Source organism: Oricola indica (genome assembly GCF_965227485.1).
Lineage (GTDB): Bacteria > Pseudomonadota > Alphaproteobacteria > Rhizobiales > Rhizobiaceae > Oricola > Oricola indica.
In genome coordinates this window covers 3,813,345-3,838,351 of the sequence record NZ_OZ245747.1, presented here as the reverse complement: position 1 = coordinate 3,838,351, position 25,007 = coordinate 3,813,345, and the positions used below count along the sequence as shown (strand labels likewise).

Annotated in this window: 22 protein-coding genes; 17 read left to right on the top strand and 5 right to left on the bottom strand. The window is 62.9% G+C overall.

The annotated features are described in order from the left end of the window. The first annotated feature begins 50 nt into the window (after window positions 1-50). The 4 genes from ACQK2M_RS19120 to ACQK2M_RS19105 all read left to right on the top strand — a co-directional run bounded on the left by ACQK2M_RS19120 (window position 51) and on the right by ACQK2M_RS19105 (window position 4,932). The gene (locus ACQK2M_RS19120; RefSeq protein ID WP_425419098.1) at window positions 51-875 is read left to right on the top strand and encodes a DUF930 domain-containing protein; all 825 of its coding nucleotides are present in this window, start codon (window positions 51-53) and stop codon (window positions 873-875) included. 128 nt (window positions 876-1,003) lie between these two features. After that, window positions 1,004-1,237 carry a hypothetical protein gene (locus ACQK2M_RS19115; RefSeq protein WP_425419097.1) on the top strand — a complete coding sequence of 78 codons (234 nt, stop codon included), beginning with the start codon at window positions 1,004-1,006 and terminating at the stop codon, window positions 1,235-1,237. 117 nt (window positions 1,238-1,354) lie between these two features. Beyond that, on the top strand, window positions 1,355-4,177 hold the full coding sequence (locus tag ACQK2M_RS19110; RefSeq protein WP_425419096.1) for a P-loop NTPase fold protein: 2,823 nt from the start codon (window positions 1,355-1,357) through the stop codon (window positions 4,175-4,177). Between the two features lie 92 nt (window positions 4,178-4,269). Continuing rightward, window positions 4,270-4,932, top strand: coding sequence for a hypothetical protein (locus ACQK2M_RS19105; protein WP_425419095.1), 663 nt, complete (start codon window positions 4,270-4,272; stop codon window positions 4,930-4,932). Between the two features lie 65 nt (window positions 4,933-4,997). Here the strand turns inward: ACQK2M_RS19105 and ACQK2M_RS19100 are convergent, their stop codons facing one another. Beyond that, entirely contained in the window at window positions 4,998-5,627 is a 630-nt protein-coding gene (locus ACQK2M_RS19100; RefSeq protein ID WP_425419094.1) for a LysE family translocator, read from the bottom strand. 12 nt (window positions 5,628-5,639) lie between these two features. Further along, window positions 5,640-6,326 (bottom strand): uracil-DNA glycosylase, encoded by a 687-nt coding sequence (ung, locus tag ACQK2M_RS19095; protein WP_425419093.1) that lies wholly within the window; start codon window positions 6,324-6,326, stop codon window positions 5,640-5,642. A gap of 190 nt (window positions 6,327-6,516) precedes the next feature. Here ung and ACQK2M_RS19090 point away from each other — a divergent pair, with 190 nt between their 5' ends. The 5 genes from ACQK2M_RS19090 (at window position 6,517) to ppdK (ending at window position 14,717) form a co-directional block, all read left to right on the top strand. After that, on the top strand, window positions 6,517-7,131 hold the full coding sequence (locus ACQK2M_RS19090) for a LysE family translocator (RefSeq protein WP_223477212.1): 615 nt from the start codon (window positions 6,517-6,519) through the stop codon (window positions 7,129-7,131). Continuing rightward, on the top strand, window positions 7,131-7,550 hold the full coding sequence (locus tag ACQK2M_RS19085) for a secondary thiamine-phosphate synthase enzyme YjbQ (protein ID WP_425419092.1): 420 nt from the start codon (window positions 7,131-7,133) through the stop codon (window positions 7,548-7,550). Before ACQK2M_RS19090 ends, ACQK2M_RS19085 begins: the two co-directional genes overlap by 1 nt. 128 nt (window positions 7,551-7,678) lie before the next feature. After that, window positions 7,679-8,338: a DsbA family protein gene (locus tag ACQK2M_RS19080; protein ID WP_425419091.1), complete on the top strand. Its 660-nt coding sequence runs from the start codon at window positions 7,679-7,681 to the stop codon at window positions 8,336-8,338. A gap of 60 nt (window positions 8,339-8,398) precedes the next feature. Next, the gene (gene smc, locus ACQK2M_RS19075) at window positions 8,399-11,860 is read left to right on the top strand and encodes a chromosome segregation protein SMC (protein ID WP_425419090.1); all 3,462 of its coding nucleotides are present in this window, start codon (window positions 8,399-8,401) and stop codon (window positions 11,858-11,860) included. A 184-nt stretch (window positions 11,861-12,044) separates the two neighbouring features. Beyond that, complete coding sequence (gene ppdK, locus ACQK2M_RS19070) at window positions 12,045-14,717, top strand: pyruvate, phosphate dikinase (RefSeq protein ID WP_425419089.1); 2,673 nt, start codon at window positions 12,045-12,047, stop codon at window positions 14,715-14,717. A gap of 16 nt (window positions 14,718-14,733) precedes the next feature. On the opposite strand, the gene ACQK2M_RS19065 is transcribed toward ppdK, so the two are convergent. Continuing rightward, window positions 14,734-15,132 carry a hypothetical protein gene (locus tag ACQK2M_RS19065; protein ID WP_425419088.1) on the bottom strand — a complete coding sequence of 133 codons (399 nt, stop codon included), beginning with the start codon at window positions 15,130-15,132 and terminating at the stop codon, window positions 14,734-14,736. Between the two features lie 152 nt (window positions 15,133-15,284). On the opposite strand from ACQK2M_RS19065, the gene ACQK2M_RS19060 reads away from it, so the two are divergent. After that, complete coding sequence (locus ACQK2M_RS19060) at window positions 15,285-16,088, top strand: hypothetical protein (protein WP_425419087.1); 804 nt, start codon at window positions 15,285-15,287, stop codon at window positions 16,086-16,088. On the opposite strand, the gene ACQK2M_RS19055 is transcribed toward ACQK2M_RS19060, so the two are convergent. Next, complete coding sequence (locus ACQK2M_RS19055) at window positions 16,085-16,996, bottom strand: MBL fold metallo-hydrolase (RefSeq protein WP_425419086.1); 912 nt, start codon at window positions 16,994-16,996, stop codon at window positions 16,085-16,087. The genes ACQK2M_RS19060 and ACQK2M_RS19055 overlap by 4 nt on opposite strands. Before the next feature lie 120 nt (window positions 16,997-17,116). Between ACQK2M_RS19055 and ACQK2M_RS19050 the strand changes: the two genes are divergently transcribed. The 7 genes from ACQK2M_RS19050 (at window position 17,117) to uraH (ending at window position 23,864) form a co-directional block, all read left to right on the top strand. Next, complete coding sequence (locus ACQK2M_RS19050) at window positions 17,117-17,701, top strand: biotin transporter BioY (RefSeq protein WP_223477205.1); 585 nt, start codon at window positions 17,117-17,119, stop codon at window positions 17,699-17,701. A 93-nt stretch (window positions 17,702-17,794) separates the two neighbouring features. Continuing rightward, entirely contained in the window at window positions 17,795-18,724 is a 930-nt protein-coding gene (gene puuE / locus ACQK2M_RS19045; RefSeq protein ID WP_425419085.1) for an allantoinase PuuE, read from the top strand. After that, window positions 18,721-19,227 carry an ureidoglycolate lyase gene (locus ACQK2M_RS19040; RefSeq protein ID WP_425419084.1) on the top strand — a complete coding sequence of 169 codons (507 nt, stop codon included), beginning with the start codon at window positions 18,721-18,723 and terminating at the stop codon, window positions 19,225-19,227. Before puuE ends, ACQK2M_RS19040 begins: the two co-directional genes overlap by 4 nt. A gap of 57 nt (window positions 19,228-19,284) precedes the next feature. Then, window positions 19,285-20,661 (top strand): xanthine dehydrogenase small subunit, encoded by a 1,377-nt coding sequence (gene xdhA / locus ACQK2M_RS19035; protein ID WP_425419083.1) that lies wholly within the window; start codon window positions 19,285-19,287, stop codon window positions 20,659-20,661. Beyond that, window positions 20,658-22,988: a xanthine dehydrogenase molybdopterin binding subunit gene (gene xdhB / locus ACQK2M_RS19030; protein ID WP_425419082.1), complete on the top strand. Its 2,331-nt coding sequence runs from the start codon at window positions 20,658-20,660 to the stop codon at window positions 22,986-22,988. The genes xdhA and xdhB overlap by 4 nt, the downstream gene beginning before the upstream one ends. Further along, complete coding sequence (gene uraD / locus ACQK2M_RS19025; RefSeq protein WP_425419081.1) at window positions 22,985-23,497, top strand: 2-oxo-4-hydroxy-4-carboxy-5-ureidoimidazoline decarboxylase; 513 nt, start codon at window positions 22,985-22,987, stop codon at window positions 23,495-23,497. Before xdhB ends, uraD begins: the two co-directional genes overlap by 4 nt. Window position 23,498: 1 nt before the next feature. Then, window positions 23,499-23,864, top strand: coding sequence for a hydroxyisourate hydrolase (gene uraH / locus ACQK2M_RS19020; protein WP_425419080.1), 366 nt, complete (start codon window positions 23,499-23,501; stop codon window positions 23,862-23,864). On the opposite strand, the gene ACQK2M_RS19015 is transcribed toward uraH, so the two are convergent. Continuing rightward, a complete protein-coding gene (locus ACQK2M_RS19015; RefSeq protein ID WP_223477198.1) occupies window positions 23,861-24,838 on the bottom strand; it encodes a glycosyltransferase in 978 nt (325 codons plus the stop codon). The genes uraH and ACQK2M_RS19015 overlap by 4 nt on opposite strands. Window positions 24,839-25,007 lie beyond the last annotated feature (169 nt).

The window sequence follows — 25,007 nt, the reverse complement described above, 5'->3', positions numbered from 1 at the left end:
GGCGGCAAGTTGATTTCAATCATGCCCTTTCGCCATGTAGTGATCGCGCAATGCAGCAGGATACCGATAGACAGGGACGATATGCGCGCTGGGGTGTTCCCGCCTCGGTGGCGGCGCATGTGCTTGTCATCGCCCTGCTGATCTTCGGCCTGCCGCTGCCGGAGTTCGACCGCGAGGAGCCGGAGGCGATCGCCGTCGAACTCGTCCCGCCGCCCGAACCCGAGGCGCCGGAACCTGAGGCCGAAGAGCCCGAGGCGGAAGAGGCGGAGCAGGCCGCGGAAGAAGCGCCGCCTCCGCCGCCCGAAGACGCTGCGGGCGAGGAGCAGGCAAGCGCCCAGCCGATCCAGGTCCTGCGGCCGGTTTTCGAATTCGGCGAGGAGGATACCGGCCCGCGCGAAGCGCAGGATGGAAATTCGTCCACCGACTCCGAAACCGACGACACATCGCTCGAACCGGAACCGGCCGAGATCGACGAGGCCGCCGCGCCGCTTCCGGAACCGAAGCCTCCGGTCGAACTGACGGAGGCCCGCACGCTTTTCTCGCGTGCGGTGACCGACGATCCGGTCGCGATGGCCGCGATGGGATCATTGTCGCGTGGCGAACGCGGTGCTGAACTGTGCACAACGGAATTGCGAGAACAGCTTCGCCGCGTCTCGCCGCTTTACTGGCCGGACCTTCTTCCGGCCTATCGGCTCGGTTCCGGGACGGCGATCGAGGTTCGCGAGGCGGCGTTCCGGGCCGGCGGTGTCTGGTACGATCTCAGCTTCCGCTGCGATCTTGACGAAGCCGCCACCCGCGTCCGGTCATTCGCCTTCGATGTCGGCGCGCCGATCCCGCGCGAGCAGTGGCGGGCGAGGGGGTTTCCGGGCGGCTGAGCAAAGAGGCCGCGCCCGCGACATAAGCGCCCAACGCCGTGGGGCGTGGTGGTATTTCGGCCCCGCTCGAACGATATGCGCCTCACCGCACCGGCGGAACGCCCTGAAAATTCGGAGACACGCTCCAGATGCAATCGCTCGCCAATCTTCTCGCCCAGCTTCCCTGGAGCCTCGTCATCATCGCCTGCCTGACGCTCGGCCTTGCGCCCTTCGTTCCCGAGCCGCATATCTGGGAAAAGCTGAAAATGCTGATGGCCGGCACGCTCGCCAGACCGATCGACGTCTTCGACCTCCTCATGCACGCCGCGCCATTTCTCGTCGCCGCCCTCAAACTTGCCTCGCCATTGATGGCCGCGAAGTAGAATTGAATCGAAAAGGCGGGAAGTTCGGCTAAGCTGCCGACTTCGCGGGCTTTTACTGCAACTTTGACTTGAAGCGCTGGGTACCCTCTGCAACGATGACCGGGTGGGGGATACGCAATGGCAACCGCGCCGGAACCGAAGATCAATTCGCAGGAAGACCTTGAAGGCTGGTTGGACGACAAGCCGGTCGAATGGGCGCAGGCAATTGCCGCGCGCGCGGCCTTGCGCGTGTTTCCGCTGGTATTGCCGGTTGCCTTTCGGGAAGGAGGGGAGAATTTGATCCTCCAGTCTTTCCGCGCAAGCTTCATATCATGGGCGGCGCGTAAATATCCGGCCCATGATATGATCACCCCCGCCTTTGCCTCCGCCACCCCCGCCGTCGCCGCCGCCACCCCCGCCGTCGCCGCCGCCACCGCCGCCTTTGCCTCCGCCAACGCCGCCTTTGCCTCCGCCGACGTCAACGCCGTTGCCTCCGCCACCGCCACCGCCGCCGACGCCGCCGCCAAAGCCGCTGCCTTCGCGGACGCCTCCGACGCCTCCGCCAATATATGGCGAGCGATTTCAGAGGACTGCCGATGGCTGTTGGACAGCAAAAATGCTTCGCTGATCGATCAGCAGTTGTGGTTTATCGATGTGCGCGAAAACGACAAATATGCGGCGAATCTTCCGCCTTGGGCGCGGAAACCGCTCGACCATTTTGTAAATTCGGATCGCATAAGCACCTCATCACGGCGAGTCGTCGGAGGTTGGTATCGCGCGATCATCGCCAATATGAGAAAGACACCGAGAAGCCTTTTCGGCGAGCGTGTAGATATAGAAATTGCGTCCCTACCGGATGAGTTTTGGGCGGTTTCCGAAGATAGGACTGCTTTTAAGATCCTGGATGATATAGTAGGGATTGCAGAACAGATCCCACCGGCCCAGCCGCCATCCAGCGATGGAGAGGCGCCGTCGCCCACGCCCGAACGCAACAATCGCGACACCGAGTCCGACTTTCTCCCCGATCACCCCGACGCGATGGTCGATCATCTCGGCCGCTCAGAGATTGCGTTCCAACTCGCCGGGCGGATCAACCAGATTTGGGATTCGCAGAACGGAGAGCCCGCGTCTAAACATGGATTGAGATACTACTTGTCCCGCCTCTGGACGGGCATGGAGGCGAAGAACTGGGACGCAACGCTGGATACGGGCTTCGTTGTTCATATAGATGCCCGGTGGGGCGGCGGGAAGACCAATTTCGCCGCCTACGTCACCCGTATCCTTAATCCGTGGCGCGACGCAAACATGCCGAAGTGGCTGTCCAAACTCGCCCTGCCGGAGGACGAGGACTGGATGGAGCGCTACCGGCGCCCCTGGCTCGTCGTCAATTTCAATGCCTGGAAGCACCAGCATGTCGATCCGCCCTGGTGGGTCTTTTCCGAGACGATCCGACGGCAATGCATGAAATCCCTTTGGAAGGAAACCAACCAGCGCACGACTGGGGCGTTTCCCGATCCGTTGCCGGCCTACGACTACGGGGTCGGCCCGGCGCACCTGCTGCGCAACATCTCGCTGTGGCTGGCCGAGCGCGTCTGGCGCATGCAGATCGGATCGGCACTGCTGCCGCTTGGCGTGGCGGCACTGACATTCGCCGCTGTCTACGCGATGTACCGTATTGGCTGGGTCACTGAGAAGGAAGACAAGCTCATTTTTTTCGGAGACCTGTCGGCATTTACCTTGGCCGCGCTCGCCTCCCTGTTCGGCGGCGTCGCCTCGATACGCGGCGTGATCGACTACCTGGCGAAGAACCTGTTTTCGGGAACGCCAGCTGCAGCGCAGCAGTTCGAACTCGGCTCGGCCGATCCGCTCGAACGCTTCCGGGTCCACTTCGCCCGCACCATCGAGGCTTTCGGCCGGCCGGTCGTCGTGGTCGTCGACGATCTCGACCGCTGCGACCACGAATATGTCGTCGGTCTTGTCCGCGGCATGCAGACGGTCATGGTGTCGCCCCGCGTGGTCTACCTACTTCTCGGCGACCGAGACTGGATCGAGAAAGCCTTCGCCGAGACGCACAAGCCTATGGCCGCCATTGATGTCGGTCCAGAACACTCCTTCGGTGGCCGTTTTGTCGAAAAGGCGATCCAGATGTCCTTCGCGCTGCCCGAGATGGACGAAAAACGTCGGGCCGGTTTCACCGAGGCCATACTAAGGAAGCCGGAACGGAAGGACAAATCTCAGAAGACCGCTGACGAGGCGCTGCCGCCTGGAAACGCCGGTCTCGAATTCGATCGTGAAATTTCCGAAAAGATCGATCGGATCCTTAGACAGAGGAACTTCCGCGACCGCGAGGAAGCCGCGAAATCCTTTGTTGAAGAGGTGCGCGGCTCGGATCTCCCGGCGGAGACCAAAGCCGCGTTCGAGACCGATTTCGTCACGCGCCTCGCCCGCAGGGGAGCGACCGACCGGTCGGCGGAAACGGAAACATCGCACATGCTCGTTGGCCTAGCGCCGATGCTTCCAGGCAATCCGCGTCAGATCAAGCGCATCATCAACACGGTCACCGTGATGCAGCAAGTAGCGCGAACGCGGGACGAGGAGTTCTGGCCGGACGCCGACGACATCAAGTGGCAGAAGCTGGCACGCTGGGTCGTGGTCATGATCGAATGGCCGCAGAGCTGGTACACGCTGACGCTCAATCCCGGGATCATGGAGTGGATGCCGACGCAAGCCGGTAAGACGCCGGAAACCCCCGAAGACGAGACGCTTTCCGCCTATGCGGCACTGATATCCGCAAAGGAGTCTGTGAAGAAGCTGCTCCTGATGACCGCGCCGGCTGATGGCTGGGCGGCCGAGCCGATAACGCCCGCAGATATCGTATGGCTGGCCGGCGTCATGCCCGCCACCAGCGGATCGCTGCTCCCTTTGCCTTCCAAGGAGCAAAAGAAGGAGACCAAAGACTAGGCTCCATCAACCGAAACCCGCCGAAACTTGTCCACCGTCTTCCTGTTTCCCGCAAAATCGCACGAACGTTTCCGAAGCGGAAGAAGACGAACATGCAATGGGCCGTCATCATCGAGAGCAACCGCGCCGCGCTTCTGAGCGTCGTCGTGGCGCTGCTCGATCTTGCCGGTCTGACGGAAGACGGAAAAATGCGGCGGCAGTTGCGCAATTATCTGACGCGCATCCTGCGGCCGGCCGAATCCGCCGCCCGCCGGCTGATCGTGATCGCCGCGCGCGACCTGGTTGTCGATGTGCGCCCCCCACGCTCCGTCATCCTCGGGCCTGACCCGAGGACCCAATCCGTGAAGCCCGGCAAAAACGCGCAAAACCCCGCTTTTCCCCTGCTCGATCCGCTGAAGAACTTCGCCCCCCGGCGCAGATACTCCCGCTCGGTCCCGCGCATCCTCTTTCTCGACGGGCCGACCCCGCCACCGCTTCCGCCGATCCCGTCGGACGATGACATGGTCGACGCGACGGGCGTTTGTCGCCGGCTTGCGTCGGTCCGGCGCGCGCTTGACGATATCGACGCCCAGGCCCGTCGTCTGGCGCGATGGCGGGCGAGGCGCGACCGTGAGCCATACCGTACCGGACGGCTCTCCCCCATGCGTCCGGGTTACGCGCCGGGCCGCCGCAAGCGGCAGATCCACGAGGTCGACGAGATCCTGAGGAACTGTCACCTGCTGGCCCTGCACGCCCTCTCGCCCAATTCGTCGTGAACGGGGGGAAATCGCAGGCCTGACGAGCCGGTCTCGATGGCGAGGCGCGGCGGCGATGCCGCGCGCTATGCCGCCGGCCGTCTCGCGAACAGCATCAGCAGGCCGAAGGCGATCATCATCGCGCCGCTGATACGGTTGAGCCATTGCGTGGCGCTGGTCCGGCTCGCCATCCGGCCGATATGGCGTCCGGCCAGCGCGTAGAGCGCGGCGGCCGTCAGTTCCAGCAAGAGGAAGAGCGCCCCCAGCACCGCGAAGCTCGCCAGATAGCGTCCGGGCTCGACGAATTGCGGAAAGAAGGCCGTGAAGATCAGGATCGCCTTCGGGTTGCCGATGCCGACGAGGAATTCCTGGCGGAAAAGCTGTGGCGTCGGCGGCCGGGTCGCCATCGCGGCTTCGATGCTTGTTCGCGCGCCGCCGCCGCGCATCATCCTGACGCCGAGCCAGATCAGATAGGCCGCGCCGCCCCATTTGACGATCGCGAAGGCATGCGCCGACGCCGCCAGCAGCGCGCCGAGGCCGATGCCGGTGATCGCGATCAGGATCGCATAGGCGACCAGCCGGCCGAAGATGGCGATGACCGCCGCGCCGACGCCGGCCCGCGCCCCGTTGGTCAGCGCCAGCAGGTTGCTCGGCCCGAAGGTCAGGTTGAGCGCGAAACAGGCTGGAATGAAGAGCGCCAGCGTATGCGGGTTCATGTTCGCCTTGCCTCAGTTCGCCGCGATTTCGGGCAGTCGCCAGTCGATGGGCTCCAGCCCCTTGTCCTGAAGGAACGCGTTGGCCTTCGAGAACGGCTTGGAGCCGAAGAAGCCGTTATGGGCCGAAAGCGGCGAGGGGTGGGGCGACTTGATGATGCAGTGCTTCGACTGATCGACGAAGGCCGCCTTTCTCTGGGCATACGCCCCCCACAGGATGAAGACGGCCGGCCGGTCGCGGTCGTTGACGAGCCGGATGACGGCGTCGGTGAAGCGTTCCCAGCCCTTGCCCTGATGCGATGCGGCGCGATGCGCCTCCACAGTCAGAACCGCGTTGAGCAGCAGAACGCCCTGCTTTGCCCAAGCCTCCAGATTGCCGTGTCCTGGCGGGTCGATGCCCAAATCTGCCTTCAGTTCCTTGTAGATGTTTACCAGCGACGGCGGAATGCGCACGCCGGGCCGCACCGAAAAACACAGGCCGTGTGCCTGGCCCGGCCCGTGATAGGGGTCCTGGCCGAGGATGACCACGCGCACGTCGTCCAGCGGCGTGGCGTCGAGCGCGTGGAACCACTCGCCTCCCGGTGGAAAAATGTGCTTGCCCGCCTGTTTCTCCTCGACGAGGAACTGTTTCAGCGCGGTCATGTATGGGCTGTCGAATTCGCCCTGGAGCGGCGTCAGCCAGCTTTCGTGCAATTTGACCATTGTCGATCGCCCTGTTCCATCCTGTCCGGATCGTCACACGGGCTTGTCCGCGATTCCAGTTTGCGGCGGCAACTTCCCCGGTTTTCGTTTTCGGGCCGACGGCAGGCGAATGATCGCTGGGCCCGCATGCGCCGATTGCCATTGGCCGCCTTCGTGGATACCGTCACTGTACCAAAAGGAAAGGTGCCCGATGTCTCCCGAATTTCTCGCTACGGCACTTGTCGTCGTTCTGGCGCCGGGCACGGGCGTCATTTACACGCTGGCCGTCGCGCTTGCGCGCGGTCGTCTCGCCAGCATCTGGGCGGCGTTCGGTTGCACGCTCGGGATCGTGCCGCACATGGTGGCCGCCATTCTCGGCGTTGCGGCAATCCTTCATGCAAGCGCACTGTTGTTCCAGGTGGTGAAGTTCGCCGGCGTCGCCTATCTGCTTTGGCTGGCCTGGCAGACGATCAGGGATCGCGGCGCGCTGAAAGTGGAGGCGGGCAAGGAAGCGGGAAGCCTGCCGCGCATCGCCGTAACGGGCACGCTGATCAACATCCTCAATCCGAAACTGTCGATCTTCTTCCTCGCCTTCCTGCCGCAATTCGTCGATCCGGCGGCCGCAAGCCCGTTGGGCGCGATGGTGGAATTGTCCGCCGTCTTCATGGCGATGACTTTCGTTGTTTTCGCGGCTTATGGCTTCGTGGCCTCGGCGGTGCGTGACCGCATGCTGGCAAGCGCGCGGGTCATGGCATGGATGCGCCGCGGCTTTGCCGCCGCCTTCGTTGCGCTCGGTGCGAAACTGGCCCTGACTACCGCCCGGTAATGCAGTCCACGCTGACGATAGAAACCAGCGGGCAGGGCTTGTACGAGTTCACCGACCGCGTGCATGCCTTCCTGCGGGAGGCAGGCGCCGGAGAAGGGCTGCTGACCGTCTTTGTGCGGCACACCTCCTGCTCCCTGCTGATCCAGGAAAATGCCGATCCGGACGTGCAGCGTGACCTGCACGCGTTTTTTCGCCGGCTTGTCCCGCCTTCGACCGACCCGTCGATGGACTGGATCGTGCACACGATGGAAGGCCCGGACGACATGCCCGCACACATCAAGGCGGCGCTGACGCAGACCTCCATCGGCATACCGGTAACGGGCGGCAGACCCGTTTTCGGAACCTGGCAGGGGATCTACCTGTTCGAACATCGCGACCGCAGGCATCGCCGCGAGGTGGTTTTGCACCTCTCGACATGACCGATCGTTTGACGAAGAGTTTACCGGTCATCGCCGTTCAGATTGCGTTCAGCCGAAAAACGCCATGGTCCTGACACCCTTGATATTCTATATCGCCCCAGATCGAATGAATCCGGAGAATGACAAAGATGGCTGACACTTTCCTGACGCGCCGTTCCACGCTGCTGGCCGCGGCCGCATTCACAGCCGCTTCGGCCGTGCCGCTGACGGCCTTTGCGCAATCCGCACCGGCGGCTGCCGGCAGCGTAGACATGGACAAGCTGCTGGAGCCCGGCCCGCTCGAAGAACAGGTCGAAGGCGCGGAAGATGCGCCGATCACCGTGGTGGAATACGCCTCGATGACGTGTAGCCACTGCGCCCATTTCCACAAGGAAACCTTCCCTGCCATCAAGGAAAACTACATCGACACCGGCAAGGTGCGCTTCATCCTGCGTGAGTTTCCCTTCGATCCTCGCGCGGCGGCCGCGTTCATGCTCGCGCGCTGCGCCCCCGAGGGGAAATACTTCGCCATGGTCGATGTGCTGTTCAAGCAGCAGCAAAGCTGGGCCTTCGTGGAGAATGCGCGTCCGCCGCTGGAAAATATCGCGAAGCTCGCCGGTTTTACACAGGAGAGCTTTCAGACCTGCTTGACCAATCAGAAGCTTCTGGATGACATCAATTCCATACGGGAGCGCGCCTCGGCGGAATTCGGCGTTAACGCCACGCCGACGTTCTTCATCAACGGAAAGAAATATTCCGGAGCCCTGACAGTTGACCAGATGTCGGCCATTTTCGACGACCTGCTGTAATGGCAGGTACGCGCGCGCGCTTCGTCGCGTGCGCGGCCGACACTATGGGCGGAGCCGCTGATGCGCTTCGAAAAACTCCGCCTTCTGGGCTTCAAGTCCTTCGTAGAGCCGACTGAATTCATCATCGAAAGCGGCCTGACCGGCGTGGTCGGGCCGAATGGCTGCGGCAAGTCGAACCTTGTCGAGGCCCTGCGCTGGGTGATGGGTGAATCCTCCTACAAGAACATGCGCGCATCCGGCATGGATGACGTGATCTTTTCGGGGTCCGGCACGCGTCCATCGCGCAATACCGCCGAAGTTTCCCTGTTCCTCGAAAATGCCGACCGCACGGCGCCGGCCGCATTCAATCAGGATGATACGCTGCAGGTGACCCGGCGTATCGAGCGCGAGGCGGGATCCGCCTACAAGATCAACGGCAAGGACGCCCGCGCCAAGGACGTACAGCTTCTCTTCGCTGACCAGTCGACCGGGGCCCGTTCGCCCTCGATGGTCGGGCAAGGCCGTATCGGCGAACTCATTCAGGCCAAGCCGCAGGCGCGGCGAGCCTTGCTGGAAGAGGCGGCCGGTATCTCCGGACTGCATTCGCGTCGCCACGACGCCGAATTGCGGTTGCGCGGCGCGGAGACCAATCTCGAACGCCTGGAAGATGTCGTCTCCGAACTGGAAAGCCAGATCGAGAGCTTGAAGCGGCAGGCTCGCCAGGCCAATCGCTTCAAGTCCCTGTCGCGCGATATTCGCGAGGCCGAGGCGACGCTCCTCCACCTCAAATGGACGCTGGCCAAGCAGCAGGAGGGCGACGCGCAGTCGACCCTGTCCAAGGCGACCTCGCTGGTCGGCGAGCGTTCGCAGCTGCAGATGGAGGCCGCGAAGGTTCAGGCCATCGCGCAGAAGAAACTGCCTGAACTGCGTGACAATGAAGCGGCCGCAGCCGCCGCGTTGCAGCGCCTGACGATTGCCCTCAATCAGCTCGACGAGGACGCCCGACGCCAGGAAGCGCGGCGCACCGAACTGCAAAACCGGTTGACCCAGCTTTCGGGGGACATCGAACGCGAGGAGACGATGAAGGAGGAAAACGCCTCCGCCATCGCCCGTCTCAACGCGGAAGAAGCGGAACTGAGCGCCGAGGAAGCGGCGACTGGCGATCGCGAAACCGAGTTGAAGCAGCTGTTCGAGGCGGCCGAAGCGGCACTGGCCCGCAGTGAGACGGAACTGGCGCGCCTGACCGGCGAACGTGCCGAGGTCGGCGCGCTGCGAACGCAGCTTGAACGTCGAATTCGCGAGACACGCGAACGCAACGACCGCCTGGTGTCGCAACAGAACCGGCTGATGTCCGAATTGTCGGAGATCGACAATCGCATCAAGACACTTGCCGATCCCGCTGAAAAGCGCGTTCTGCTGGAAGCCGCGGAAGACGCCGCGATCCAGGCCGAGCGGGTCGCTGCGGAGGCGGAGCAGAGTGTCGGAGCGGCGCGCGAGGCCGAGAATGCGCGCCAGCCGGCCTTGCAGGAAGCCAAGGCGGCGCTTAACCGCCTCGAAACCGAAGCACAGACACTGGCGAAGATGCTCAATACCGGTGCCGGCGACCTGTTCCCCGCCGTGGTCGAAAAGATCAGGGTCGAGAAGGGCTACGAGGCTGCGCTGGGCGCGGCGCTTGGCGACGATCTCGATCTGCCGCTGGACTCCAATGCGCCTGCCTACTGGGCTGCGGTCGACCCGCTTGCCGACGATCCGGCCCTGCCGACGGGGGCAGAGGCGCTTGCCGATTTCGTCAAGGCGCCGGACGCTCTGAAACGCGCCCTGAGCCAGATCGGCGTGGTCGAGAGCGTCGACAAGGGCGGCCTGCTTCAGGCTGAGCTGAAAACCGGGCAGCGGCTTGTAACGAAGGACGGTGCCCTGTGGCGCTGGGACGGATACACCGCACGCGCCGATGCACCGACACCGGCAGCCCAGCGCCTTGCGCATAAGAACCGTCTTGCCGAGCTCGATGCGGAGATCGTGGAAGCGACCAAATCGCTGCGTGCTTGCGAGGCCGACGCTGCGGAACGCAAGGAAGCGACACGCGCCGCCATCGAAACCGAACGGCAGGCCCGCGAAGCCCTTCGCGCCGCACAGGGCGGCGCGCGCGAAGCCCGCGAGGCGCTTGCCGCCGCCGAACGCGCAACAGGCGAACTGTCCAAGCGCAAGGCAGTGCTCGATGAGAGCCTCCAGCGGGCAAAGTCCGACATCGAAGAGACGGCGGGCGTTCTCGCTGAAGCCGAGACAGCCTTGGCCGGCGAGCCGGATCTCTCTGCCCTGGATGTCGGCGTCGAGAAGCAGGGTACGATCGTCACGACGGAGCGCGCGGCTTTGACCGAAGCGCGCGCCAATCACCAGTCTCTGGCCCGAGAGCGCGAAGCGCGTCAGCGGCGTCTTGCGGCCATCAAGGGCGAACGCGAAAACTGGATTACCCGCGCCGCGAATGCGGACGGGCAGATCGGCGTTCTCGCAAAGCGCCGCCAGGAGACGGCGACCGAACTGGCTTCACTCGACGAGACGCCGGACGAGATGCCGGCGCGCCGCCGTCAACTGGTTCGCGAAATCGAGGCGGCGGAACAGGCGCGCAAGGAGGCCGGAGACAAGCTGGCTCTGGCGGAAACGGCGGTGCGGGAGTCCGACAAGGCCGCGACCGACGCGATCACGGCGCTCTCCGGCGCCCGCGAGGAACGCGCCCGCGCCGAAGAACGCCTGACGGCCGCCATGGAGCGCCGCAAGGAGGTCGAGGGGCGTATTCACGAGGCGCTGAACTGCGCGCCGCACGAAGCCCTGAAACTGAGCGGTTTGTCGTCGGACGACGCCATGCCGGACATGGACGCCACCGAACGGCGTCTCGACCGGTTGAAGATAGAACGCGAGCGCCTCGGCGCGGTGAACCTTCGCGCCGAGGAAGAACAGACAGAACTGATCGAGCGGCTGGAATCGCTGGTCCGCGAACGTGACGACGTGATCGATGCGATCCGCGAACTGCGCTCGGCGATCGCGAGCCTGAACCGGGAGGGCCGCGAGCGGTTGCTCGAAGCCTTCGACGTGGTCAACGACCATTTCAAGCGGCTTTTCACGCATCTCTTCGGTGGCGGAACGGCCGACCTGCAGCTGATCGAAAGCGAGGATCCGCTGGAAGCAGGTCTGGAAATCGTCGCGCGGCCACCAGGCAAGAAACCACAGACCATGACGCTGCTGTCCGGCGGCGAGCAGGCTCTGACCGCGATGGCGCTGATCTTCGCCGTCTTCCTGACCAATCCGGCCCCAATCTGCGTCCTCGACGAGGTCGATGCCCCACTCGACGATCACAATGTCGAGCGTTTCTGCAACCTGATGGACCAGATGGCCAAGGATACGGACACCCGTTTCGTTATCATCACCCACAATCCGATCACCATGGCGCGCATGGATCGCCTGTTCGGAGTCACGATGGCGGAGCAGGGCGTATCTCAGCTGGTCTCGGTCGATCTCCAGCAGGCCGAGGAATTGCGCGAGGCGGTCTAGGGAATTCTCCGAGTTTGGCCCAGACCGTGAATTCCAACCGCATTTACCGCGATTGTGGCCGAATTTGCTGCACTGCAAAAAAGACCTCGCATTGCGCCGTGTGTTTGCGCTATGCATCAGTTCCTGTTGACGCGGCAAGGAGGAGGCCGCCAATGACCGGACGGGAGAGGACCGACCAGAACCAATGACGAATTGGGTGTATAGCTTCGGAGGAGGAAAGGCCGAGGGTAGCGCGCGCGACCGAGACAAGCTCGGCGGCAAGGGTGCTAACCTTGCGGAAATGGCGCGGCTGGGCCTGCCCGTACCGCCCGGTTTTACCGTTGCCACTGACGTTTGCCGGCATTTCTACGCGAACGCGAATGCGTTGCCTGATGGCCTCGAACGCGAGGTTGCCCAGGCGCTGGAAACCCTCGAACGCCAGACCGGCAGGGAATTCGGCGGGGCAGGGAAACCGCTCCTCGTGTCGGTGCGTTCCGGATCGCGCGAATCCATGCCGGGTATGCTCGACACGGTGCTCAATCTTGGTCTCAACGACAAGTCGGTCGAAGCCCTGGCCAAGGCGAGCGGTGATGCGACATTCGCCTATGACAGCTACCGACGATTCATCCAGATGTATGCCGGCGTCGTGCTCGGCCTGGATCATTCCGTGTTCGAGGACATCATCGACAGCGTCAAGCAGGAGAGCGGCGCCACCCGTGACGGCGAACTGACCGCAGACCACTGGCGCACCGTGATCGACGGCTACAAGGCGGCCGTTATCGACGAGCTCGACGAAGAGTTTCCCCAGGACGCGACGGAACAGCTCTGGGGCGCCATCCGCGCCGTCCTCAAGAGCTGGATGAACCCGCGGGCATTGACCTTCCGGGCATTGCACAACATTCCCGAGGGCTGGGGTACGGCGGTGACCGTCCAGTCGATGGTGTTCGGCAATCGGGGAGAGGGATCCGCGACCGGCGTCGTATTCACGCGCGATCCGGCGAGCGGCGAGGACTGTCTTTACGGCGAATTCCTTCCCAACGCCCAGGGCGAGGACATCGTCGCAGGGCTGCGCACCCCGCACCCTCTGAGCAAGGCGCAAGCTTCGGGCGGCGATGCGGTTTCCATGGAAGACGCCATGCCGGTGACTTTCCAGGAATTGAAGGACGTCGCCAAGAGGCTCGAGAACCACTATCGCGAGATGCAGGATATCGAGTTCACGATCGAGGCGGGCAAGCTGTGGCTGTTGCAAACGCGCGACGGCAAGCGCTCCGCGCGGGCCGCGATCCGCATCGCTGTAGCGATGGCGGAGAAGGGGCTGATCTCCAAGACCGAGGCGCTACGGCGTATCGATCCCGCCTCGCTTGAACAATTGCTCCACCCGGCCATCAGCCCCGACGTGGAACGCATCGTCATCGGGCGCGGTTTGCCGGCTTCGCCGGGCGCGGCGACCGGGGAAATCGTCTTCACCTCCGAAGAAGCAGTGGAAGCCCATGGCGCAGGCCGGAAGACGATTCTCGTCCGGCCGGAAACGAGTCCCGAGGATATCCATGGCATGCATGCCTCCGAGGGCATCCTGACTATCCATGGCGGCACGACCAGCCATGCGGCCGTGGTTGCGCGCGGTATGGGAAAGCCCTGCATTTCCGGCGCCGGCGCGGTCCGGATCAATGCCGAGAAGGGGACCATGCTGGCCGGCGGCCGTACCCTGCACGCCGGCGAGGTGATCACGATCGACGGCACGAAGGGGGAGGTGCTTCTCGGCGCATTGCCGATGGTGCAGCCCGCGCTGTCCGGCGACTTTGGGCAATTGATGGAATGGGCGGACGGCATCCGCCGCATGAAGGTGCGCGCCAATGCCGAGACGCCGGAGGACGCGCTGACGGCGCGGGAGTTCGGTGCCGAAGGGCTCGGATTGTGCCGCACCGAGCGCATGTTCAACGACGACGAGAAATTGCGCGCGGTGCGCGAATTCATACTGGCCGATGGCGGCGCGGCGCGAGACGGTGCGCTCGCCGACATGCAGGCGATGCAGGAAGCCGATTTTCTCGAACTCTTCGAGATCATGCGCGGCATGCCGGTGACGATCCGCCTTTTCGATCCGCCGCTGCACGAATTCCTGCCACGTCCGGGCCGGGAAATGGAGCATGCCGCGGAGGCTATGGGTATCGACGTGGAGCGGATCCGCCAGAGGGCGGAGGACCTGCACGAGATCAATCCGATGCTCGGCAATCGCGGCGTGCGGCTGGCGATTTGCTATCCGGAAGTCATCGAGATGCAGGCCCGCGCCATTTTCGAGGCTGTGATGAAGGCCGGCGAAAAGACGGGCGAGAAGGTCGTCCCGGAAATCATGGTGCCTCTCGTCGCCTATGAGCGCGAACTGAAATTCATCAAGGACCGCATCGACGTGATCGCGAAGGCGGTCATGGAAAAGTGGGACACCGAAATCCAGTACCTCGTCGGCACGATGATCGAATTGCCGCGTGCGGCCATTCGGGCCGACAAGATCGCCGAGAGTGCGGACTTCTTCTCATTCGGCACGAACGACCTGACGCAATCGACGTTCGGAATATCGCGAGACGACGCGGGCCTTTACCTCAACGAATATCTCCGCAAGGGCGTGATCGATCGTGATCCGTTCATAACTATCGATGTCGAAGGTGTCGGTGAATTCGTCCAGATGGCGGCAGAACGCGGCCAGAGGACCAGGCCCGACATCACGCTGGGTATTTGCGGTGAACATGGCGGCGATCCCGCCTCGATCCATTTCTGCGAGACCGTGGGTCTGCACTATGTTTCGTGCTCGCCCTATCGCGTGCCGGTCGCGCGACTGGCCGCAGCACAGGCGACGCTCGCCAACGGGACGGACGAGCGCGCCTGACCGTGCTGTGCAGAGCCTAGCTCTGCAGATTGCCGAGCTGTGCGAACACGTCCATGAATGCCGATGCGAAATCACGGATTTCGACGCGCATCGCATCCTGTGGAACGATCTCGATGGCCTTGCCGGTGTTGTCGAGCACCGCATAGAGCAGCTTGTCGCCGTCTTTGGTGCTCATCACGGCGATACGTTGGCCGGGAATCTGGTCGAAGACCGGAAGCTGGAAAAGGAATTTGAAGCCGCTCGCTTCGCTGGCTTCCTTGAGACATTCCTCGAAGCCGAACTCCTGCAGTGTCTGCAGGTTCAGGGCGAGTTCCAGTTCAACCGATTCCAGGTCGACGAACTCTTTTTCGCCGTTTGCGATCTGGTTTCCGGTTTGCTCGATGAGCATCGTTTCAATCATGTCAGCCGACGGCATATGCACGTCTCCCATATGTGGTTTTCATTCCCACCAGCGCGATCGACTCTCGAAGGCCAGTTTGGCCGCAATTGGGCGGGGACGGGGCGGTACCGGGGCACTTTTATGATCGGCTTTACACATTGCGTGTTTTCGCGCTAACGCGACTGATCATGGCGATGCTCAAGGCTGGACGCAGACACGAACCCGTTACACTTCGCCCTTTGCCGGAGCGGAAACGCTCGCATGCCGCTGGCTGGTCGCTTCGCCTGGCGTCCTTTGCACCGGTCCTGGCGATCGTGATCCTCATCGCCCACAACATGGAAATCGTCGATACGCCGAACTTCCTTCTCCTGATCGGTTGTGTCGTGCTGGTCGCGCTGCTTGCACTGTTTCTGGTCGGCGTGGCGTTTCGAAGCCTTTGGACGCGGGGAACAAGGGGCGGTCAGCAGGCGATCTGGGCGCTTTTTCTCGTCACATTGACGCTCGCGCCTTTTGTGCTCGCCTTGTTCGCCTGGATCGCGCGCCCGCAACAGAGCGATGTCTCGACGGATTTGATCGATCCGCCTCTCCTGTCCGAGGAACTGCGAACACCTGCCGGCGGCTCGGCGGCCCAGGTCGCCGCGCAACTGAGAAACGGCTATCCCAATTTGACCGGCCGGCGTTTCAAGGCAGCGCCGGACGCGATCGAGGAAACGATACTGGCGGTCGGCGGGAATCTCGGCTGGACGCTGGTCTCGCGGCGCGGGCGAATCGGTGCCGATGATGAACTTCTGTTCGAATTCGCCTATTCCATTCCGGTCATCGCTATTCCCGGCACGGTCGTGTTGAGGCTCACCGACGAGGGCGACACGAGTTTCATCGACATGCGCGCGCGCACCGACTTCGTAACCCATGATCTCGGCTGGAACGCCTGGCTGATCGACCGCTACCTGAAAGCGCTCGATTTCCAACTCATCGGAATTGTCGAAGCCTAGTTCGGCCGGTAGATGCCCTCGATGGCCGGCGGCCCGTCGGTTTCGACGGCCCCGCGCGCCACAAGGTCTTCCAGATGCGCAAGAACCGAAAGCCCGGCCGCCTGATGCAGCCGCGGATCGGTGTCACGATAGATCTCGCGAACCATCCCGGCGATCGTCCGGTCGCCCTTGCGCAATCGTTCGAGAATAGCGGCCTCGCGCAGCCGGCGATGCGTTTTCAGCGCGCGGACGAAGCTGCGCGGTTTCATCACCGGACCGCCATGGCCCGGAAGATAGATCGCGTCCTCCCGCTGCATGAGCCGTTCGAGCGAGGCAATGTAGTCCGCCATCGCGCCGTCGGGTGGCGCGACGATCGAGGTGGCCCAGGCCATGACGTGATCCGCGGAGAACAATATCCCCGTGCCATTGAGCGCGAACGCCATGTGATTGGCCGTATGCCCCGGCGTCGCGATTGCTTCCACGGCCCATTCGCCCGTGTCGACGACTTCGCCGTCGGCCAACCGGAAATCCGGGGCGAAGGCGGTATCGGAGGAGGCGTCGAGGGGATTTACCTCGCCGATATGCAAGGGGCGGGCGGCCCGATGCGGGCCTTCGGCCATGACTGTCGCGCCCGTGGCGTCCTTCAAACGCGGCGTCAGGGGCGAGTGGTCGGCATGGGTATGGCTGACGAAGATATGGCTGACCGGTCGTCCGTCGATCGCGGCAAGCAAGGCCTGCAAATGAGCCTCGTCATCCGGGCCGGGGTCGATCACCGCGAGTGTGTCGCGCCCGATCACGTAGCTGTTCGTCCCCTGGAAGGTAAACGGACCGGGATTGTTGACCGTGACGCGAAGGACATTCTCCGCGACGGGAACGGCCTCGCCATGCGCCGGTTCGAAATGGCGGTCGAACTCGATGTCTTCGGCCATGGATAATGCGGTCCTTTTTGCGGTCTCGCCATAAGGTCGGGTTGCTGATTACCAGCTTCGCCGATATAGGCAAGGAAGGTCCCGCATTCCCGTCCGGGGCTCCAAGACAGGATTATGGACATGGCATTTCCCACCACTTCCCAATCGCTCGTTTCCCGCGCCTTGCCGACGGAAACCGCGACGCGCTACGCGATGTATGCGTTTCTCGTGATCGCCGGTTCGATGCTGATCGCCGTCGCCGGCCAGATCAAGGTGCCGCTCTGGCCGAACCCGACGCCCGTCACGCTGCAGACGCTCGCCATTTTCACCATCGCAGCCGCCTATGGCCGCAACCTCGCCGTCGCCACGCTGATCGCCTACCTCGCCGAAGGCGCCGCGGGCCTGCCGGTGTTCACCAATGGTGGCGGTGTCGCGAACCTTGTCGGACCGACCTTCGGATACCTCGTCGGTTTCGTCGTTGCCGCCGGAATCACCGGCTGGGCGGCGGATCGGGGCTGGTCGCGCAGCCCGGTTAAGCTCTGGACGGCGAACATGGCCGGTACGCTTGTGGTTCTCGTCCTCGGCGCTCTCTGGATGGGCATTCTCTTCGGATCGGAAAAGATGATCGCCTGGGGCGTCGGCCCGTTCATCATCACCGATATCATCAAGGCAACGCTGGCCGCCGCGCTCGTTCCGGCGCTGTGGAGCCTGTTCCGCCGCAAGTAAGAACGGCTGTTTACGACACAATCGAAAGCCGCGGCTGTGTCCGCGGCTTTTTTGCGCTTGCGAACAAGACAATTCCGGGTTCAAAATTAGACCATGTATTCAAAAAACGATTATCCGAGGGATTTGACCGGTTACGGTCGGACTCCACCCGATCCCAAGTGGCCCGGCGGTGCGAAACTGGCGGTGCAATTCGTGGTCAATTACGAGGAAGGCGCCGAAAGCACCATTCTCGACGGCGACCCGGCTTCCGAGAAGCTTCTCTCCGAGATCGTCGGCGCCGATGCATGGCCCGGTCAGCGCAACCTCAACATGGAATCGCTTTACGAGTACGGGTCGCGGGCCGGCTTCTGGCGTTTGTGGCGCTTGTTCACAGAGCGCGACATGCCGGTCACGGTTTACGGTGTGACGGTCGCGATGGCCCGCAATCCCGAAGCCGTGGCGGCGATGAAGGAGGCGGGTTGGGAAATCGCCAGCCACGGCCTGCGATGGCTGGAATACAAGGATTTCGACGAAGAGACCGAGCGCGCCCACATTCTGGAGGCCGTGCGGCTGCATACGGAAATCACCGGTGAGAGACCGCTCGGCATCTACCAGGGCAAGCCGTCCGACAACACGCTGAAGATCGTCATGGAAGAGGGCGGGTTCGTCTATTCGGCCGACTCCTATGCCGACGAACTGCCCTATTACGTTGACGGACCGAAGGGACCGCATCTGATCGTGCCCTACACGCTTGACGCAAACGACATGCGCTTCGCAACCCCGCAGGGTTTCAATTCCGGGGATCAGTTCTTCGCCTATCTGAAGGACAGTTTCGATGTCCTTTTGGCGGAAGGACGCGCGGGCGCGCCGAAGATGATGTCCGTCGGCCTGCATTGCCGTCTCGTCGGCCGACCGGGTCGGGCCGCAGCGCTTGCGCGTTTTCTGGACTACGTCAAAACGCACGAGGATGTCTGGGTGGCGAAGCGTATCGAGATCGCGCGCCACTGGCAGGACGTTCACCCCCCGAAGTCGGAGAGCGCATGACAATCGTACCGCTTCCCGTCCGCGCGCTGTCGAAGGAAGCTTTCGCTCATTTCGGCGATGTTGTCGAAACCGAAGGCGCGGAATTGCGGATGATCAATCAGGGCTCAACGGAGCGGTTTCATGATCTGGCGACAATCGATGTCTCCGAGGGCGGCGGAAGTGCGATCGTAAGCCTGTTTCGCGGTCAGCCATTCTCCCTGCCGATCACGATTTCGATGATGGAACGTCACCCGCTGGGAAGCCAGCTGTTCTTCCCCCTTTCGCAACGGCCGTTTCTCGCCGTTGTTGCGCCGGACGCGGACGGGCTGCCGGGCGAGCCGGTTGCGTTTTTGTGCCCGCCGGGAACCGGCGTGAACTACGCCAGGAATACCTGGCATCATCCGCTGCTTTCCCTTGAGGCGGTCAGCGATTTCATCGTCGTCGACCGCGACGGGCCGGGCGACAATCTCGAGGAGCGTGTCTATGCCAACGCGCATTACCGCATTGACGCAATCGCAAGCTGACGGGCAGGGTTTCCGATCATGACAACCTCTCCGCAATCATCCGGTTCAATTCGGTTCGTGCTTAACGGCAGTCCGGTCGATTTGCCGATCCGGCCGGACACAACGGCACTCGATGCGATCCGCAATCATCTTGGTCTGAAGGGCACCAAAGAGGGCTGTGCCGAAGGCGATTGCGGGGCCTGCACCGTGCTTCTGCGGCGTGGCGATGGACCTCGCATGGCCGCCAATGCCTGTATCATGACTGCGGCCCAACTCGACGGCGCGGAACTGACGACCGTGGAAGGATTGAAGACCGACAATGTTCTGACCCCCGTCCAGGAGGCGATGGCGTCGAACGGATCGTCGCAATGCGGGTTTTGCACGCCGGGCATCGTCATGGCGCTCACCGGGTTGCTCGAAAAGACGTCCGACCCGGACGAGGAGATCATTCACGACACGCTCGCAGGAAATCTGTGCCGCTGTACCGGCTACCGGCCGATCGTCGAGGCGGCGAAAACGGCGGCGAAAGCGGACAGGCCGGAGCAGGCCGCACCGGTGCTGCCCGGTTGTCAGCCGGAAATCGAGTTCGGCGGATCGGTCCTGCATCAGCCGGCAACACTGGACGAATTCGCCGACCTGCGCGCGCAATATCCCGATGCGGTCATCCTTGCGGGCGGAACCGACCTCGGTGTCGCGCGCGCCGATTATCATTCCGATTGGGACCGGATCATCTCCACACGTCACGTTCGTGAATTGCGCATGATCGAGACAGGCTCGGACGCCTGGACCTTCGGCGCGGCCGTAACCTGGGATGAAATCCTTCAGGCAGTCGGCGCGGACTATCCGAGCCTTGCAGTCCTGATCCGCCGGTTCGGCTCGACCCAGATCCGCGCGATGGGAACGGTCGGCGGCAACATAGGGACCGCCAGCCCCATCGGCGATGGTCCGCCCGCACTGATCGCGCTTGGCGCATCCATCACGCTCGCCTCGAAGGCGCGTGGCGCGCGAACGCTGCCGCTGGAGGATTTCTTCCTCGATTACCGCAAGACCGAACTCGCCGACGACGAGGTGATCGCCTCCGTGACGTTGCCGCGTCCGAAAGACGGCGAAGCGTTCCGTGTCTATAAATTGTCGAAACGCTACGATCAGGACATTTCAACCGTCTGTGGCGCTTTCTGGGTCTCGATGGACGACGGAAAAGTCGCCGCATGCCGCTTGGCTTTCGGCGGAATGGCCGCGATTCCGAAGCGCGCAAAAGCGTCTGAAAACAAGCTGTTGGGCACGTCCCTTGATTCAGGTTCGGCGGCCGAGGCGGGCCAGGCCCTTTCGGAGGATTTCGATCCGCTGTCGGACTGGCGCGGCAGTGCGGCCTATCGTTCGCGCAGCGCCGCATCGTTGTTGCAGCGCTTTGCCCGTGACCTCGCGGGCGAGACGGTGGAGGTAATGGCGCTATGACGATCGAGATCGAAACGATTCAGCGAAGCGTTGTCGGCCATGGCCTGGCCCATGACAGCGCCGTCAAACATGTTTCGGGCGATGCGGCCTATATCGACGATATGACCGAAATGCCCGGCACGCTGCATGCGGCGCTGGTCATCTCGCCGGTCGCGCATGGCAGGTTGAATGCCATTGATCCGGCAAAGGCGCTCGCCATGCCGGGCGTGAAGGGCTTCGTCGCGGCGGCGGACATTCCGGGTCACAATGACATCGGCCCGATCCTTCACGGAGAGCCGCTTTTCGCGGAAGAAATCGTCGATTATCTCGGTCAGCCGATCGGCGCGATCGCAGCCGAGACATTCGAACAGGCCGTGAAGGCCGCGCGTGCGGTCGGGCTTGATATCGATGAACTGGAACCCGCGCTCGATGTCGAAGCCGCGCACAAGGCCGGTTCCTACGTGATGCCGCCGCAAAAGGTGCTGGAAGGCGATGTCGACGCGGCGCTTGCGTCTGCCGAAAGAATCATCGAAGGCCGGCTGGATATCGGTGGCCAGGACCATTTTTACCTGGAAACCCATATTGCCTACGCCATTCCCGGCGAGGACGGCGACATGGTCGTCCATTCATCCACCCAGCATCCCACGGAGGTGCAGCACCACGTCGCCCATGTGCTGGGCGGGCTGGCGAACTCCGTCGATGTGTTCACACGCCGCATGGGCGGCGGCTTCGGCGGCAAAGAGAGCCAGCCGACGATTATTGCGGCGGCCGCCGCCTTGCTCGCTCGACAGACCGGAAAGCCGGTGAAGCTGCGCCTCAAGCGCTCGACGGACATGACGGCCACGGGCAAGCGCCACGATATGGTGGCGACATGGAAGGCCGGCGTGGATGCGAACGGACGCATTCGCGGCCTCGATATCGAATATCTTGCGCGCGCCGGCAACACACCGGACCTGACGGGCCCGGTTATCACGCGCACACTGACCCATTCCGACAATTCCTATTTCATTCCCGCGGCGCGCTTTGTCGGCCATGCCTGCAAGACGAACACCGTCTCGAATACGGCATTTCGCGGGTTCGGCGGACCGCAGGGCATCATCGCCATCGAGGCGATCATGGATTCGATCGCGCGCGAATTGCAGCTCGATCCGAACGTGGTCCGCGCGATCAACTATTACGGTCCGGAGACGGGCGAGGTTACGCCCTATGGTCAGCCGGTCGAGCACAACCGGCTCATCGAAGTGACGGAAGCGCTGCTGGCGAGCTCCGATTGGCAGCGCCGCCGGGCGGAAATCGATGCGCACAATGCCGAAGACCCGTTGCTGCGGCGGGGCCTGGCGATGGTGCCGATCAAGTTCGGCATCTCCTTCAACCTGACCTCCCTGAACCAGGCCGGCGCGCTGGTCCATGTCTACCAGGACGGATCGGTGCATCTGAACCATGGCGGTACCGAGATGGGGCAGGGGCTGTTCATGAAGGTCGCCCAGGTCGTGGCGGAAGTCTTCCAGATCGACATCGACCAGGTGAAGATCACGGCGACGACGACCGGAAAGGTGCCGAATACTTCGGCGACCGCCGCATCCACCGGTTCGGACCTGAACGGCATGGCGGCCTACAATGCGGCGACAGCGATACGGGGACGCATGGCCAGTGTTGCCGCCGAACATTTCGATGTTCCCGTCGAGCAGATCGTGTTTCGCGAGAGCCGCGTGCATGCCGGCAATCGCTCCGTCTCCTTCGGGGAACTGGCGAAGATGACCTGGGCGGCCCGAGTGCAGCTCTCCGAGGCGGGGTACTATGCGACGCCGAAGATCCACTGGGACCCGAAGACGCTGAAGGGCCGGCCGTTCTTCTACTACACCTACGGCGCCGCCGTCGCCGAGGTCGCCATCGACACGCTGACCGGCGAAAGCCGGTGCCTTCGCGCGGACCTGCTGCAGGATTGCGGCGCGTCGCTCAATCCCGCGATCGATCTTGGCCAGATCGAGGGGGCTTTCGTACAGGGCATGGGATGGCTCACATGCGAGGAACTTTGGTGGGACGGCAAGGGCCGGCTGCGCACGATCGGGCCGTCGACCTACAAGATCCCCGGTTCCCGCGATGTGCCGCGCGAATTCAATGTTCAGCTTCTGGGCAATGCACCGAATGCCGAGGAAACCGTCTATCGCTCGAAGGCGGTTGGCGAACCGCCATTGATGCTCGCCGTGTCGGTGTGGCTTGCGATCCGCGACGCGGTCGCCTCCTGCGGGGCACCCGGCCTGGCGCCGCAATTGATAGCGCCGGCTACGCCGGAAAACATTCTGGCCGCGATCGACGATGTCCGCGCACGCAGCGGGAGCCTTTCGTGACACTTCCGCTTTCCACGCTAAACACCTGTTCCGACTCTGAATTCGTCGCCGCGCTCGGTGCGATTTTCGAGCACTCGCCATGGGTCGCCGAGGCGGTTTCGGGCATGCGGCCCTTCGCGAGCATCGAAGCTCTGCACGCTGCCATGGTCTCAGCCGTCGACGACGCGGACGAGGGCGCGCAGCTGGCGCTTATTCGCGCCCATCCCGACCTTGCGGGAAAGGCCGCGCTCGCCGGTGAACTGACGGCTGAATCGACGTCCGAGCAAAAGGGAGCGGGCCTCGACCGATTGACGGGCGAGGAATTTACCCGATTTCACACCCTGAACGACGCCTACAAACAGAAATTCGGTTTCCCGTTCATTCTGGCAGTGCGGGGTCACGACAAGCATTCGATACTCGACGCCTTCGAGCGCCGTCTCGAGAACTCACAACCGGATGAGAAATCCGAAGCGCTGGCCCAGATCGCGCAGATCGGCTCTTTTCGCCTTCACGACCTGATCGAGGAATAACATGCCCGGAAAACTCTCGACCCATGTGCTGGATACTGCCACCGGAAAGCCGGCGCAGGGCATGCACCTGACACTCTATGCGGCGAAATCGGGTACCGGCGATCTCGAAACAGTCAAACAGGCGGTCACGAATGCGGATGGACGCACGGACGAATTGCTGCTGGGCGCTGACGAAATGAAGGCCGGAGTCTACGAAATCCATTTCGAAGTGGCGGCTTACTATGGGCAAAAGGACGGCGTGGAACAGACCGATCCGCCGTTCCTGGACGTGGTGCCGATCCGTTTTGGGATATCGGACACCAACTCGGGCTATCACGTCCCGTTGCTGGTCACACCCTGGAGCTACTCCACCTATCGCGGGAGCTAGATTCGGCCGCTTTCCGGCGGTGGCGGTTCCTTGAGATAGGCGAGGCGCTTCGCCTCGCGGCGACCGTGGGTGACGGTGTCGAGGATGAATCCTGTAAAGAGGCTAAGAGCCGACAGCAGCATGATTGATGCCGCAAGGACTGCCGTCGGCAGACGCGGCACGAGCCCAGTTTCGAAAAACTCGATGATCACGGGTGTGGCGATGCCAATCGACAGCAGGCAGAAGGCCGCTGCGACCGCCGAGAAGAATGCGAGCGGCTTTTCGTTGCGCAGGAACCAGCCGATCAGGCGCAAGATCCTGAAGCCGTCGCGGAACGTGCTGAGCTTGCTTTCCGATCCGTCCGGGCGCGCACCGTAAGGCGCTTCGATCTCCGCGATCGGCAGGCGCAGGTCGAGGGCGTGGATCATCAGTTCGGTTTCGATCTCGAAATTGCGGCTGAGCGCAGGAAATGTCTTCACGAAACGGCGGCTGAATCCCTTGTAGCCCGACAGCATGTCATTGGTCTGCTTGCCGAAAAGCATGCCGACGGTGCCTGTGAGCATTCGATTCCCGAACACATGCGCGGGGCGATAGGCACCCGACTCCGTATGCGCGCGCGCGGCGTTGACCATGTCAAAGGGTCCGGTGCGGAGCATTTCGAGAATACGCGTGGCGCTTTGGGCATCATATGTGCCGTCCCCGTCCACCATGATGTAGAGATCGGCCTCTATGTCGGCGAACATGCGCCGCACGACATTGCCTTTGCCCTGATTTCCCTCGTGCCTGACGATGGCGCCGGCCTTGGCGGCGATTTCGGACGTGCCGTCCGTCGAGTTGTTGTCATGCACATAGATGCGCGCGTCGGGCAGGGCCGCCTTGAAATCCCTCACGACCGCCGCGATCGTCGCAGCCTCGTTGAAACAGGGGATCAGGACGGCGATGGTCGGCGACAAGGCCCGACCGAACTGTTCCAGTGACAGCTTTTGGATTTCCATGACGGGGGGTTCCCCTTCGCGAGAGCTTTACGTGGGTCATGGCATAAAAGCCCCGTCAAAACCGTTAACGGCCGGCGAGAGGGCTTTTTTGTTTTGGCAACCGGTCCTGCAGGCAAGTGAAATGATGCTGCCGGTGGTCTGCTTAAAAAACTGGCGCGCGCGCTGAATC